This is a genomic window from Tenacibaculum todarodis (assembly GCF_001889045.1).
Lineage (GTDB): Bacteria > Bacteroidota > Bacteroidia > Flavobacteriales > Flavobacteriaceae > Polaribacter > Polaribacter todarodis.
In genome coordinates this window covers 1820748-1835441 of record NZ_CP018155.1, presented here as the reverse complement: position 1 = coordinate 1835441, position 14694 = coordinate 1820748, and the positions used below count along the sequence as shown (strand labels likewise).

At 30.2% G+C, this 14694-nt stretch carries 12 protein-coding genes; 6 read left to right on the top strand and 6 right to left on the bottom strand.

The genetic code is table 11. The features are described from left to right. Positions 1-13: 13 nt before the first annotated feature. The 5 genes from LPB136_RS08305 to LPB136_RS08285 form a co-directional block, all read right to left on the bottom strand. The gene (locus tag LPB136_RS08305; RefSeq protein ID WP_072555871.1) at positions 14-1402 is read right to left on the bottom strand and encodes an MptA/MptB family glycosyltransferase; all 1389 of its coding nucleotides are present in this window, start codon (positions 1400-1402) and stop codon (positions 14-16) included. Further along, positions 1403-2893 carry a cellulose synthase family protein gene (locus tag LPB136_RS08300; RefSeq protein WP_072555870.1) on the bottom strand — a complete coding sequence of 497 codons (1491 nt, stop codon included), beginning with the start codon at positions 2891-2893 and terminating at the stop codon, positions 1403-1405. Then, complete coding sequence (locus tag LPB136_RS08295; protein WP_072555869.1) at positions 2890-3600, bottom strand: glycosyltransferase family 2 protein; 711 nt, start codon at positions 3598-3600, stop codon at positions 2890-2892. Before LPB136_RS08295 ends, LPB136_RS08300 begins: the two co-directional genes overlap by 4 nt. A gap of 270 nt (positions 3601-3870) precedes the next feature. Next, the gene (locus LPB136_RS08290; protein WP_072555868.1) at positions 3871-5493 is read right to left on the bottom strand and encodes a 4Fe-4S binding protein; all 1623 of its coding nucleotides are present in this window, start codon (positions 5491-5493) and stop codon (positions 3871-3873) included. A gap of 2 nt (positions 5494-5495) precedes the next feature. Beyond that, a complete protein-coding gene (locus LPB136_RS08285; RefSeq protein WP_072555867.1) occupies positions 5496-6845 on the bottom strand; it encodes an NAD(P)/FAD-dependent oxidoreductase in 1350 nt (449 codons plus the stop codon). A gap of 161 nt (positions 6846-7006) precedes the next feature. On the opposite strand from LPB136_RS08285, the gene LPB136_RS08280 reads away from it, so the two are divergent. From LPB136_RS08280 to LPB136_RS08270, 3 genes are all read left to right on the top strand, one after another. After that, positions 7007-7864, top strand: coding sequence for a hypothetical protein (locus LPB136_RS08280; protein ID WP_072556953.1), 858 nt, complete (start codon positions 7007-7009; stop codon positions 7862-7864). A 65-nt stretch (positions 7865-7929) separates the two neighbouring features. Then, on the top strand, positions 7930-8892 hold the full coding sequence (locus LPB136_RS08275) for a glycoside hydrolase family 113 (RefSeq protein ID WP_418361240.1): 963 nt from the start codon (positions 7930-7932) through the stop codon (positions 8890-8892). Further along, the gene (locus LPB136_RS08270; RefSeq protein WP_072555865.1) at positions 8889-10142 is read left to right on the top strand and encodes a POTRA domain-containing protein; all 1254 of its coding nucleotides are present in this window, start codon (positions 8889-8891) and stop codon (positions 10140-10142) included. Before LPB136_RS08275 ends, LPB136_RS08270 begins: the two co-directional genes overlap by 4 nt. A gap of 69 nt (positions 10143-10211) precedes the next feature. On the opposite strand, the gene LPB136_RS08265 is transcribed toward LPB136_RS08270, so the two are convergent. Next, complete coding sequence (locus LPB136_RS08265; protein ID WP_072555863.1) at positions 10212-12332, bottom strand: carboxy terminal-processing peptidase; 2121 nt, start codon at positions 12330-12332, stop codon at positions 10212-10214. Positions 12333-12522: 190 nt separating this feature from the next. Here LPB136_RS08265 and surE point away from each other — a divergent pair, with 190 nt between their 5' ends. The 3 genes from surE to lpxB are packed head-to-tail and all read left to right on the top strand — an operon-like array spanning position 12523 to position 14693. Then, complete coding sequence (surE, locus tag LPB136_RS08260) at positions 12523-13293, top strand: 5'/3'-nucleotidase SurE (protein WP_072555861.1); 771 nt, start codon at positions 12523-12525, stop codon at positions 13291-13293. After that, positions 13281-13568, top strand: coding sequence for a hypothetical protein (locus LPB136_RS08255; protein ID WP_072555859.1), 288 nt, complete (start codon positions 13281-13283; stop codon positions 13566-13568). Before surE ends, LPB136_RS08255 begins: the two co-directional genes overlap by 13 nt. 15 nt (positions 13569-13583) lie before the next feature. Then, complete coding sequence (lpxB, locus tag LPB136_RS08250; RefSeq protein ID WP_072555857.1) at positions 13584-14693, top strand: lipid-A-disaccharide synthase; 1110 nt, start codon at positions 13584-13586, stop codon at positions 14691-14693. Position 14694: the final 1 nt, after the last annotated feature.

The window sequence follows — 14694 nt, the reverse complement described above, 5'->3', positions numbered from 1 at the left end:
TTAAAATTAAATTTTAATAGATTTTTGGTTTGAACCCTTTCAGTTCCCAAATTAAGAAACCATAAACTATACTGTATTCTATGGCAACAAACCATAAATTTTCTTTCCAAGGAATATTTGCATACGCTTGATAACTTAAAATTACTACTAAACTCCAAACAATTGGAAATTTATATTTAGTAAAAAGAGACAATAAAATTAAGGTTGCTAAATACCAAGGATGCATTGTAGTTGTAGTAAAATAATAAAATGATAATCCAAATAATAATGTTGTAATTAAATCTTTAAAAGAATTATTTCTTCGGAAGAGACTTAGGTAAACTAAAAATAGTATAGTTAAAATTGGAAGCGCTTTTCCGATAAAAGCAATTTCATTATAACCTCTAAAAAGATAGCCTATTTCTCTAAAAACATAATAAATACTCGCGTTAAATTCAAAGTTTTTAAACCATAAACCAACCGAATTCATATAGTTTTCAATCAATTCTAATGAGTAAAAAGGTAAGAATAATAGGAGAGAAGTTATTATTACAATTGCGTAAAAACCAAACAACTTTGTCATTCCTGCGAAGCTAGGAATCCATTTTAACTTTTGTGTAGACTTTTTTAGGTTACTGAGCGAAGTCGAAGTAAACCATTGAAAAAACAACGGTAAAAATAATAAAGGAATTAATTTTACGGTTACAGAACAAGCTAATAAAATACCTGCAAAAATCCATTTTTGTTGCTGTAATTTATACAAACTCCAAATTAAGAAAAACAACATTACAGGCTCAAAATGTAGGTTTCCTGTTAGTTCTATTATCACAAACGGATTTAATATGTACCAGAATATTTTCTTTGGATTTAAATTGAGATTCTTCAATAATTTACTTCCGAAGTATAAAATACCAATGTCCGCTATAATTATTTGCAAGCGTAAAACAACCGCCGACCAAAAAATACTTTTACCTGCAAATAGTGCTGCAATAAAAAACGATAATTGATTTAACGGAGGATAATTTGTGTAATGACTTCCGTTAAGTTCTCCCATTCCGTTATACAATTCTTGAGCTTCGGGTATTGGAAAACTTCTTTGCTGAATAAATGTTTCCGGTAAATACAAGTATGGGTTAAATCCTTCTAAAAGCATTCTTCCATCCCAAATAAAACGATAGAAATCTTGTGATAAATTAGGTGTTGCAAAGAGAAATATTAACCGAAATATAATTGCAATTCCTGCTAAATATTTAAATGAAAGTTGCTCGGTTTTCATCAACAAATAAAAACATACGAAGAGAAAAAACCAAGTAATAACTAATGTATTAAACTGTGTTCTTTCTAAAAAATAAGCAAAGAAAAAATATAAAATGGTACTCGAAATTGAGAGTAATATTCCTTTATTTCTGTTGAGAAAATCCACTTATGCTTTTGAGAAAATAGATTTGAAAAAAACATAACCAAATCCTATAAATAACATAAAGTGAAACGGAAATAATCCAAAATCACCACCTTCATTTCCAACAATAAAAGCGCTATACATTCCAAAGACAAAATACAAAGCTAAAAGCCCTTCAATAATAACATGTACAGATGGTTTCTTTTTAATGTATTTGTTGTTTTTCCAATTTCCTTTTAATCCGGTAATGTTAAATTTTGGAGTTCTAATAAACTCACTTTTTTTACCAAAATGACCTTCTAAAACAGCAATTGTATTGTGTAGAGAAAAGCCCATTGCTACCGAGAAAAAAGTAAAAAATGCACCAATGTATTTAAAGAAATTTTTAATTCCGCTTCCGTAAATGTTTTTATACATAAACCAATAACAGATAAAAAAGATTATAGAACTCACCACAAAGAAACTCATCATTAAAAAGTAAGATTTTAAGTGAGCGTATTCATTTTTAATGTAGAGCATTGGTATGCTTAAAACAGCAACTAGAAAGATACAAGTAAACATTGAACTGTTTAATAAATGTAACAATCCATGAATTTTAGTTTTCGCAGAAATATTTTTATTTTTAATGATACCTTTTATCATTTTTTGAAAATTCTCAGCTCCACCTTTGTTCCATCTAAATTGTTGAGAACGGGCTGCACTAATAACTACAGGCAATTCTGCAGGAGTTTCTACATTTTCTAAATATTTGAATTTCCAGTTTTTAAGTTGAGCTCTATAACTTAAATCAATATCTTCAGTTAATGTATCGCCTTGCCAGTTACCTGCATCCAAAATGCATTCCTTTCTCCAAACTCCGGCAGTACCGTTAAAATTTATAAAGTGTCCTTTACTATTTCTACCAGTTTGTTCTAGGGTAAAATGCGCATCTAACATAAATGCTTGGATTCTTGTAAGCGTAGAGTAATTTCTGTTGATATGTCCCCAACGCGTTTGAACAACACCAATTGCAGCATCTTTAAAATACGGAATGGTCTTTTTTAACCAATCTGTTTGTGGTAAAAAGTCGGCATCAAAAATGGCGATAAATTCGCCTTTAGCAACTTTTAAACCTTCTTTTAATGCTCCGGCTTTAAAACCTTCTCTATTTTCTCTTCTAATGTGTTTAATGTCTAAGCCAGTTTTCTCTAATTCTGCGATTAGTTTGGCTGTTATTTGTATAGATTCATCCGTAGAATCATCTAAAACCTGAATTTCAAGTTTTTCTCTTGGGTATTCAATTTTTGCAATGTTTTCTAGCAAACGTTCCATTACATAAAATTCGTTATAAACGGGTAATTGTATGGTTACTAAAGGGATTTCATCAGCATTTTCAAAATTGAACGTATCGGAAACTTCTTTGTTTTTTTTAGCGCCTAAATAGTTAATTAACAAATTTAATTGGGCTAACGAATACATAAATATCAATAAAATTGATATGGTGTAGATTGTAATAATTATATATTCAAGTATCATTTTTTAAAACTGTATTTAAAAATCCAACCTAAGATTTTTACACCTGCAAATATAGTTCCCTTTACGGTTCCTGAAACTTTTGAAACACCAATTCTGTTTCTATATTTCATAGGCACTTCAACATAGGTTAATTTTTGTTTCAATGCTTTTAATTGCATTTCTACCGTCCATCCATAGGTTTTGTCTTCCATTTTTAAAGCCAATAACTTATCATATTTTATGGCTCTAAAAGGTCCTAAATCTGTAAATTTTGCGCCAAAGAATAGTTTCATTAAAAAGGTTGCTAACCAATTACCAAAAACTTGTTGTGGCGTCATAGAACCTTGTTCACGTAATCGTTTTACGCGAGTTCCAATTACAAAATCTATGTTATCATTAATAATTGGTGCTACAAGTTCTGTAAGTTGTTCGGGATAATCTGAGTAATCTCCATCTATAAAAACAATAATGTCTGGTTTTGTGTTTGGATTGCTGAGTGTTGTTGAAGCAATGTATTCCATTCCTTTTAAACACGCATAACCATAACCTTTTCTTTGTTCTTTTAAAACTGTTGCTCCTGCATTTCTAGCATTCTCTTCAGTTTTATCTGTAGAGTTATTGCTGATAACAATTATTTCTTCAACAGTTTTTGGAATATCATTGATAACATTTGCAATTGAATCTTGCTCGTTGTAAGCAGGAATAATAACTTTTATTATAGGGCTCATTTTCTTAAATCATTTAGAATGTTTTCATCTTTAAAGGATGAGCAATCTGTCCTTCTTTTGTGTCTTTTTTTGTGGTAAATTTTTCGCAGTAAAAGTACCAATATTTGGTTTCTAAATCATCTTAAAAACTACCTTCTTTTTTTGTTTGTTTATTTGGAAAAAAGAATATGCTTCAACAAGCTCAGTTAGACATTAAAACCTATAATTACAATTTACTTTAATTAGCTTAATTGCAACTAATTACCGCTACCGCTACTGAAAACTGAAAACTTACTTCTGATTTACCAATTCCATTAAATCTACATCATTTCCTAATAAAACATCTGTAGGATTAATTCTTCCTTCCTCTGGACCATTTTCTAATTTTAAAACACCTCTTGGACATACTGCAGAACAAATTCCACAACCAACACAACTAGAACGTACAATGTTTTCTCCTTTTTGCGCATATGCTCTAACGTCTATTCCTTGTTCACAATATGTTGAGCAATTTCCACAAGAAATACATTGGCCACCATTTGTAGTAATCCTAAATCTTGATTTAAAACGTTGGATAAAACCTAAATAAGCTGCTAAAGGACAACCAAATCTGCACCAAACTCTATTACCAAAAATTGGATAGAAACCTGTACCAATAACACCGGCAAAAACAGCACCTATTAAGAATCCATAAATATCTTGAATAGTTTGTGTTTTAATTCCTAGAACTTGGTCTGCACCAGAAAAAAACGTGTACAAAGCAAAACCTGTCATCACTAAAACAAATACTAATACAGAATGAATTATTATACGCTCTGCTCTCCAAGAAAGTAATGTTTTACTAGAGTTTTGTCTGTAAGGATCTCCTAAAGTTTCAGCTAAACCACCACAACCACAAACCCAAGAACAGTACCATCTTTTTCCGAAGAAATAAACCATTACTGGTACAACTACAATAGTTAAAACAACTCCCCAAACTAAAATAAATAGACCAAAACCTCCGCTAGAAAGTAGTTCATCTAGATTCCATTTAAAGAAAAAGTCATAATCTAAAGGGAACGCATTTTTAAAATCGTACCAAGGTTTTTCAAAACGAACTAAAATTTCAGGAATCAAAAATGCAAATACAATTTGAAAGAATAAAACCGAAGTTGTTCTTAATATTTGATATTTATTATGGCGATATTTTATATACATTCTTACGGCCATAACAGTCATAACAACACAATATAAAAATCCATATAAAAACCATTGACTTGCCGGGTTTCCGCTAATAGATTTGCTAATTGGATCTACTAAATACACCCAGTTTACTATTAAATCTGGCATAAAATAAAGCAGAATATAAAAAGTAACTAAAAATATAAAAGCAAACCAGCCAATCCAACCACGATTAGTTGCTGCGTTTAGGAATATTCCATCGTTTTTAATACCAGGTTTTCCTAATAAAACAACATCTGGAATAATAAATAGTAATGCTCCAAGAATACCTAATCCGAAAGTTAAAAACCAAGCTAATCCTGTGTTTTCTGGTGCGAAACCTTTACCTGCTTTTTTTGCAAGTTCAAAACTTAAACTATGCGGTTTTCCGTATATTTTATATTGAAATTGAGCTCCCTTTTTGTCCCAATTTTTTTCAGCATCGTATTTTGCAATGAGCGCGTCATAATGATTGTTTGATGTTTCAAATGCACTTCTAACCTTGCTAGAAAATTGAAAAATATTTAAGTTTTCAGAAGCTACTATTGCTTTAGAAAGTTCTTCTTTTATGAGTTCACTTTTATAACCTTTTTCAGAAATATAAGTGTCTAATTCATTTTGTGTTAAGCTAAAAGAACCCGTGAAAATAGTTCCTATAAAGATGAGTAACCCCAATAAAAAGAGCACTAAACCTGTTTGTTTTATAAATTTCATAATTATGATTTGCTAAAAATTCTTTTCCAGCTTTTCTTTTTTAATTGAATAGTTGCGTTGTTTTCTTTATTGAATTTGGCTACAATTTCAGCTTCATGAAGTTTGTAAAATTCTGGATCAAAATTGGCGTCAGACAAATGTTCTAAAACATGCTGTATTGTTTCATTTTCTGAAAGCCATTTGTCAAATATTTCATGGCGCATTCTAATTCCGAAGGTATTTATACCTAAAAACTGATTGGTGTTCTTATCGAAAGAAATTGTAATGCATTTATTATCTTTTGGATGTTGCCATTGAAAATAAGCCTCGTTTTCTTTCTTACCTCTTTCACTAAAAACCCAACCGTAAGTTTGGTATTCAATATCTAAAAACTTAGCAGAATTAAACCAATGTCCTGGTTTGTATTCGGTTTTATTACCACAAATTGTTTGTGCTAAAGTTTCTCCCATCATTCTTCCAGTATACCAAACTGCTTCAATATTTCTACGTTGCCCAATTGCTTCATGTTGTTCTGCACAATCTCCAATTGCATACACATCTTTTGTGTTGGTTTCTAAAAAACGATTCACTTTTACACCTCTTCCTAATTCAATTCCAGAGTTTTTAATGAAATCTATGTTTGGTGTTACTCCAGCTGTTAAACCAACAACGTTACAAGCAATTTCTTCGCCCGTTTCTTCAATAATAACAGATTTTACGCGCCCGTTTTCATCAGCTTTAATTTCTTTCAAGTTGGTGCTTAAACGTAAATCTATATGGTGTTCTTTTATGTGTTTGTTAATCAATTCAGATTCTTGTGCAGGTAAAACTCCGTTCCAAAAACTAGCTTCACGTACTAAAAAAGTTACAGGAATTTTTCTGCTTCGTAACATTTCGGCAAGTTCAATTCCAATTAATCCACCCCCAACAATTACAGCTCTTTTACAAGTTTTATTGTCTGGAGCATATTTTTCTAAATTTTCTAAATCTTGTTTATGATACATTCCCATAACACCATCTAAATCTTGACCAGGCCAACCAAATTTATTAGGTTTTGATCCGGTTGCAATAATTAGTTTATCGTATGAAAGGGAAGTGTTATCAGAAAAAACAACATTTTTTTCTTCAGAATTTATTGAAGATACAAGCCCTTTTTTAAGATTGATGTTGTTCTTTTCCCAAAACCAATTTTCATAAGGTTGTGTGTGTTCAAACTTCATGTGGCCCATGTAAACGTACATTAAGGCTGTTCTGGAAAAGAAAAATTCTGTTTCTGCAGAAATTATAGTAATTTTTTTATCAGAAAGTTTACGGATATGTCTTGCGGCAGTTACGCCAGAAATTCCGTTTCCAATAATAACAATATGTTCCATGTTTTATAAATAGGTGTTGGTTATGTCGAACTTAAAGGTAAGAACTTAATTGCTTGATTTAATTTAGAATTGTTTTAAATAACTTGTTTTTTTTTGAAAAACGTAATTGCTTAGAAATTAGTTCGACTTACGAAGTGTTTAAAATTAATCAAAATAACAAGATGAAACAAACAATCTTATTTACAATTTCATTTTTACTAACGGGTTTTGCCGTTTTTTCTCAAGATGAAAATAAAAGTAATATTCAAACTTATACACCATCAAAGCTTTTAAATAAAGGGCAATGGGACATTAAATGGTTTAATAATTTATATACGGAAACTAAATTTGCAGATTCTAATGGTGATAGTCAATCAAAAGCCAGAGAAAATTATTTTACCTCAACGATTGAAGCATTTACAGGTATTTCTGATAATAACAGCATAAATGTTGGTGCTATTATTGAATTTAGATCAAATACTATCGCGGGCAGAGAAGCTTTTTCTGTATTCAGTTTAGATGATACAGCAACCGATAGAAAAGGAATTACTTCAATTGCACCTGCTATAAAATGGCAACCAATTAAAGATGTTGGAAATTTCTCTATTCAATCTGCATTTCATATTCCTTTAGTAGAAAATGAAACTGAAAACGGAGTTTTCTTGGATCAATCTTCTTGGATTTTACAAAATAGATTGTTCTATGATTATACTTTTGATAGTGGAAAATGGCAGTTGTTTACTGAGTTAAATACAGAATATAGTTTTGGGGAAGAAACGAGTTTTGCAAATAATACCTTCTTATTAGCTCCAGGTCTTTTTATGAGTTATTTTCCAAGTGATAAATCAACTTTGTTAGGTTTTGTACAGCATTCACAACGTTTTGGAGATTTTTCTCAAGACTATACTGCTTTAGGTTTAGGTGGTAAATATCAACTTTCTAATACGTTAAATATAGAGGCTTTATACAGTAAATTTGTTAGAGGAACCGATAATGGTTTAGGGCAAAGTTTTAATATTGGCTTAAGAGCATTGTTTTAATAAAAAGAAGTATTTTTAGGGAATATATGAAGATAAAAAATTTCCTTTTATTACTATTAATATTTTTGATTTTTTCTTGTGAAAGTCAGACAAAAAAAATTAATGGTGTAAGTTTTGTTGCATCAAGAGATTCTATAAATGACAAACATATAAACCCAGTCTTAAAGGTACAAAGCAATTTTGTAGCTTTAATGCCTTATAGTTTTATACGAAATGTTGAAACTCCAAAAATCGAATTTAATACTAACAGAGAGTGGTTTGGTGAAAGTGAAAATGGACTTTTACAATACGCAAAAGAATTTCAAAAAGTTGATGTAAAAGTTATGGTAAAGCCGCATTTGTGGTTAAGAAGAGGAGGCTTTACTGGGCATTTAAAAGCAGATACTGAAGAGAATTGGATAGTTTTAGAGAACTCTTATAGAGATTATATAATAACCTATGCAAAGGCTGCAGAAAATATGAATGCAGAAATTCTTTGTATTGGAACTGAATTAGAACAATTTGTGTTAAAAAGACCTGACTTTTGGTTGAAACTTATCAAGGAAATTAGAGAAATTTATAAAGGAAAACTAACATACGCTGCAAATTGGGATGAATTTAAACGAATTGCATTTTGGGGAGAGTTAGATTTTATTGGTGTAGATGCATATTTCCCTTTAACAGATAAAAAATCGCCAACAATAGCAGATTTTGAATTAGGTTGGAAACCCCACAAAGAAGAAATAATAAAAATACATAAGCAATTTAATAAACCAATTCTATTTACAGAGTTTGGTTATAGAAGTATCGATTATACAGGGAAAGAGCCTTGGGATTCTAGTAGAATTGTTGAGAATGTAAATCTTGAAGCTCAGAAAAATGGATTACAAGCCATACATAATCAGTTTTGGAAAGAAGATTGGTTTGCTGGCGGTTTTGTTTGGAAATGGTTTCACGCACATGATCGTGTTGGAGGAGAAAAAAACAACAGATTTACACCACAAAATAAACCTAGTGAAAAACTGCTAAAAGAATTATATTCAAAATGAGATGGCTTTTAATCATATTAATAAGTTTTACTTCATTTGTAAATGCACAAAATAGTATTGTTTTAGAAGTAGAATTTATTGGTGCTAAAAAAACAAAAACATCATTTCTAGAAGCGTTAATTTCAACCAAAAAAAATCAACCTTTAGATTCTGTTCAGCTAAATAAAGACCTAATACTCTTAAAGAGATTGCCTGCAATTTCAAATGCAAATTATAAAGTAATTAAAGGTAAAGAAAACAATTATAGTGTCTCTTTTAATATAGAAGAAAACTTTACAATTATTCCGGAAACAGGTTTTTGGACTTCTGCTAACAATCAATTTTCTTATAAAATAGGTTTGTATGATTATAATTTTTCAGGAAGAAATATAACTCTTGGGGGTTTCTATCAAAATAATGGTTATAATACCTATGGAGCTAACTTTAAAGCGCCAAACTTGTTTTCAAATAAATTTGGATTAGCAATAAGTTACCAAAACTGGAAAAGTGAAGAGCCTTTGTACTTCGATAATACTTCAGCTAATTATTTGTATAACAATATTTCTTATGAGGTTTTGGGTTTGTATCAGGTCAATTTTAAAAATGAAATAAATTTTGGTGTTAATATTTTTAATGAAAAATATGAATACATTTCCGGTGCAACAAATCCTACTGTTCCTCTGAGTTTAGATGTAGATAAAATGCTTTATAAGTTTGTGTTTTCTTATAATAATCTAGATTATTTTTATCAATATGTAGATGGTTTTAAAAGTGTTTTCTATGGACAGTATGTATCTTCTGATAACGAGTTTCAGGATAATTTCCTCATTTTTTGGAACGATTTTTTTTACTACAAAAGAGTTGGTGAAAAGGGAAATTGGGCAAGTAGATTACGAGTTGGTTTGTCTTCAAATAAAAAAACTCCGTTTGCACCATTTGCTTTAGATAATAATGTAAATCTACGTGGAGTTGGTATTTTGGTTGATCGTGGTACTGGAAGTATTGTTTTAAATACTGAATATAGGCATACTTTATATGATAAAAAGAAGTTTACAGTACAAGGAAATATTTTTGTAGACAGTGGAACTTGGAGAAATCCTGGAGGCAATTTAAACGATTTTTTTAAAAGCGAAAATGTTAGAATTTATTCTGGTATTGGCTTGCGGTTTTCAAGTAAAAAAATATACAATGCAACTTTTAGAATTGATTATGGCTTTAGTTTAAAAGACAAATCTGGAGGATTAGTTTTTGGAGTTGGTCAGTATTTTTAAAATCATTTTATGACAAATAAAAAGCCGATGAATCTCATCGGCTTTTTTTGTTATAAATAGTAAGTGTTCTTAGTTTTTAACTGGTTCTAGATTTCTATTCATCTTTAATTCGCTAAGTACATTTAATGCTTCGTTTACATAAATGTCTTTTGATAAGTTTTTATGCCAAGCCATACGTTTGTCTTCTAAAACGCTGTCTTTTTTAAACAAATCAAATTCGTATTTTGGTGATAAAAATTTAAGGTTAGAATCAAATTTAAAAACTTCTTTAAATTGATCTCCACTTTTATCTTGTTTCTTACTTTCTGCAAGAAAGTCTTTATAGTTTAAAGAATACGTTGTACGTTCTTGATTAGCTTTTAACCATTTAGCGTATTCATTTATCATTTTAAATTTAGAGTCGCTATTAATTCTGTTTTTACTGTTGTATAAAACATCATTAAAATTCTCATACGAGTTAGTTTGTGTGTATTTTGCTTGCGCAACTTTATCCCAAGGTAAAGCGCCTTCTAAATCTCGCTCACCAACTTCCATATAACTATATCTATCTGGCATTGCAATATCGGAATATACACCTTCAATTTGTGTAGAACCACCATTAATTCTATAGAATTTTTGGATAGTCATTTTAATTGCACCCAAATCATCAGGATAGTTTTGTGCAAATCGGTTTATTGGCAATATATTTTGAACAGTACCTTTTCCGTAGGTTTGTTTTCCTCCTAAAATTACACCTCTTTTATAGTCTTGCATTGCAGCTGCAAAAATTTCTGATGCCGAAGCAGAAAATTCATTTACCATTACCACTAAAGGTCCATTCCACTGTATTTTTGGGTCTGTGTCTTTTTTAATTATCGGCTGTTCCCCACGATATTTGACTTGTACAATTGGTCCTTCATTAATAAATAAGCCACCAATTTCTATGGCAGTTTTAAGCGATCCACCACCATTATTTCTTAAATCTACAATTAAACCTTCTACACCTTCACTTTGTAAACGTGCAATTTCTTGTTCCATGTCTTTTGCAGAATCTCTACCGTTCGTATCACTAAAATCAATATAAAATTTTGGAAGATTTATTATTCCGTATTTTTTTCCATCCTTTTCAACAATACTAGATTTTACAAATGTTTCCTCTAATTCAACAACATCTCTTGTTATAGAAATAACTTTGGTAGAACCATCTATTTTCTTTTTAACAGTTAAACGAACCTCAGTTCCTTTAGGACCTTTAATAAATTTAATTGCATCGTCTAAGCGCATACCAACTATATCTAAAGGTTCTTCTTCTCCTTGTGCAACTTTTAAAATAATATCTCCTGCTTCTAATTCTCCTTGTTTCCATGCAGGACCTCCAGAAACTAATTCAAAAATGTGCGTGTAAATTCCTTTCTTTTGAAGTCTTGCTCCAATACCTTCTAATTTACCAGACATATCTTGGTCAAAACGAGATTTTGATCTTGGAGACATGTAAGTTGTATGTGGACCAAAACCAGAAACCACACTATTTAAAAAAGTAGAATACCAATCTGCGTGTTCAAGTTCTTCAATTCTTAAATATAAATCGTCCATGTTTTTCAACACTTTAGTACGAGCTTCATGTTCAAAATCTTCAAAAGTTTTTTGTACTGTTTTTGGATCTTTTTTAGTTTTTTCTACTTGTAAATCTTGCAAGTTTTCTATGTTGCTTAAAACTTGTAGTTTTAACTGTTTTCTCCAATAATCAACCAGTTCGTTTTCATTTTTTGCAAATGGCATTTTATCATAATCAATATCGATACTTTCCTTTTTACTAAAATCAAAAGATTGTGTTAGTAAAACACCGTAATAAGTTTTAGCAGATTTCATTTTTTCTAAAAAACGCCCATAAACCAATTTATAGAAATCTATTTTATTATCTAATAATTGATTGTCTATTTCGTATTTGAATTGAGAAAATTCTTTTAAATCATCTTGAGTAAAGTAACGTTTGCTTGGATCTAGTCCGTCAATAAATGAATTGTAAACATGTTCAGAGAAGTCATCATTTAGTTCTTTTTGAACATAATGACCACGTGTTAAAATGTTTTTTAATACATAAATTATAACTTTATCTTTATCTGGATCCTTCTTTGTGTTAGCATTAGTAGTAAAACTAGATGCAAAAACAGTTAATAGTAGGATGTATATTGTTGTTAATTTCGTCTTCATAAATCTTCAGTCGGTGTTTATTTTTAATATTTACAAAATGGTAGTAGCTAAACTACTAAAATAATGCCAAAAACTATAATATTTTAATATATACAAGATTACAGAAAAACTTAATGATTAAATCTTTACAAAACGTTAAAAATATATTCATATAAATCTGTTACATTTGTTATCTTAAAACCCATTAACAATGCAAGAAAAGCCTTTAATTTTAGTTACTAATGACGATGGAATAACAGCTCCTGGTATCAGAGCATTGATAAGAATAATGAATACTATTGGAGAAGTTGTTGTTGTTGCACCAGATAGTCCGCAAAGCGGAATGGGCCACGCAATTACGGTAGATAACGTTTTGCATTGTAATCCTATTACAATAGATGATGGGCCACAAATTGAATATAATTGCTCGGGAACACCTGCAGATTGTGTAAAAATGGCAAAGCATGAAATCTTAAATAGAGTTCCAGATATTTGTGTTTCAGGAATTAATCATGGAGCTAATTCTTCAATAAATGTAATTTATTCAGGAACTATGAGTGCTGCCGTAGAAGCCGGTATTGAAGGAATTCCTGCCATTGGATTTTCATTATTAGACTTTAATTATCACGCAGATTTTAAGCAAGCCGAAGAATTTATCAAAAAAATCACCTTAAATGTCTTGTTAAATGGTTTGCCAGACGCAACAGTTTTAAATGTAAATATTCCGAAGTTAAAGAAAGAAGATATAAAAGGAGTTAAAATCTGTAGACAAGCAAATGGGTATTGGAAAGAAGATTTTGATAAGCGTAAAAGTCCTTTTGGAAAAGAATATTACTGGCTTTCTGGCGAGTTTGTAAACAGAGATAAGGGCCAAGATACAGATGTTTGGGCATTAGAAAATGGTTATATTTCAGTAGTTCCTGTTCAGTTTGATATGACTGCGCATCATGCAATTCAAAAATTAAATCAATGGGAGCTATAACAAAAGAAGTCTTAATTGGAGTTTTAATTTCTGTTTTTGCTACTTGTTGTGGTTTGTACATTTACTTGCAGTATGTTTCTAGATTTGGGTTCTATGAAACCATAGACATGATTTTTAAAGGAGATGTTTTAGGTCCAGTAATTGCTTTAGCATCAATACCAAATTTGTTTGTTTTTTTAATTTTCATTAAAAAGAAACAAGATTATAGAGCGCGAGGAGTATTGCTAACAACAATAGTTACGGCATTATTTACATTAATTTTAAAGTTTATTTAATACTTTTTTCTTCGGATGAAATACTACATACTTGTTGGTGAAGCTTCTGGCGATTTGCACGGTTCTAATTTAATGAAGGCACTGTATAAAAAAGATACAAATGCAGATATTAGATTTTGGGGTGGAGATTTAATGCAAAAAGTTGGCGGTACTTTGGTAAAACATTACAAAGAACGTGCTTTTATGGGTTTTGTTGAAGTGTTAATGAACCTTAGAAAAATTCTTGGTTTCATGTCTTTTTGTAAAAAAGATATTGAAGAATTTAAGCCAGATGTTATTGTTTTTATCGATAATTCTGGGTTTAATCTAAGAATTGCAAAATGGGCAAAACAAAAAGGTTTTGCAACAAATTATTATATTTCTCCGCAAATTTGGGCAAGTAGAGCAGGTAGAGTTAAAGATATTAAAAGGGATATCGATAAAATGTTTGTGATTCTTCCTTTTGAAAAAGAATTTTATAAAAAGTTTGATTATGATGTAGAGTTTGTTGGTCATCCATTAATTGATGGAATTGCAGGAAGACCACAAGTTGATGAATTTGTTTTTAGAAGAGAATATAATCTAGGAGAAAAACCAATAATTGCATTATTGCCCGGAAGTAGAAAACAAGAAATAACTAAAATGCTTTCTGTTATGCTTTCTCTTGTAGGAAAATTTAGCGATTACCAGTTTGTTGTTGCTGGTGCTCCAAGTCAATCTTTTGAATTTTACAACGAGTTTATTAACAATAAAAACGTACAGTTTATTAACAATAAAACTTACGATTTATTAAGTATATCTTCTGCTGCATTAGTAGCATCAGGAACAGCAACATTAGAAACAGCATTGTTTAAAGTACCGCAAGTAGTTTGCTATAAAGGAAGTGCAATTTCGTATCAAATAGCAAAGAGAATTGTTACTTTAAAATATATTTCTTTAGTCAATTTAATTATGGATAAAGAAGTAGTAAAAGAATTAATTCAGAATGATTTTACATCAAAAAAATTAGAAGAAGAATTAACTAAAATCCTAGACACAAACTCTAGAGAGCAACAATTTGAAAACTATTACGAATTAGAAAAAATTCTTGGAGGAAAAGGAGCTTCAGAAAAAACGGCAACATTAATTGTAGAAGGATTAAAATAAA

Coding starts and splice junctions, on each gene's coding strand:
- LPB136_RS08285 (WP_072555867.1), bottom strand. CDS start 6,845: ATGGAACATATTGTTATTATTGGAAACGGAATTTCTGGCGTAACTGCC.
- LPB136_RS08300 (WP_072555870.1), bottom strand. CDS start 2,893: ATGATACTTGAATATATAATTATTACAATCTACACCATATCAATTTTA.
- LPB136_RS08255 (WP_072555859.1), top strand. CDS start 13,281: ATGGGAGCTATAACAAAAGAAGTCTTAATTGGAGTTTTAATTTCTGTT.
- LPB136_RS08265 (WP_072555863.1), bottom strand. CDS start 12,332: ATGAAGACGAAATTAACAACAATATACATCCTACTATTAACTGTTTTT.
- LPB136_RS08295 (WP_072555869.1), bottom strand. CDS start 3,600: ATGAGCCCTATAATAAAAGTTATTATTCCTGCTTACAACGAGCAAGAT.
- LPB136_RS08270 (WP_072555865.1), top strand. CDS start 8,889: ATGAGATGGCTTTTAATCATATTAATAAGTTTTACTTCATTTGTAAAT.
- surE (WP_072555861.1), top strand. CDS start 12,523: ATGCAAGAAAAGCCTTTAATTTTAGTTACTAATGACGATGGAATAACA.
- LPB136_RS08280 (WP_072556953.1), top strand. CDS start 7,007: ATGAAACAAACAATCTTATTTACAATTTCATTTTTACTAACGGGTTTT.
- LPB136_RS08290 (WP_072555868.1), bottom strand. CDS start 5,493: ATGAAATTTATAAAACAAACAGGTTTAGTGCTCTTTTTATTGGGGTTA.
- lpxB (WP_072555857.1), top strand. CDS start 13,584: ATGAAATACTACATACTTGTTGGTGAAGCTTCTGGCGATTTGCACGGT.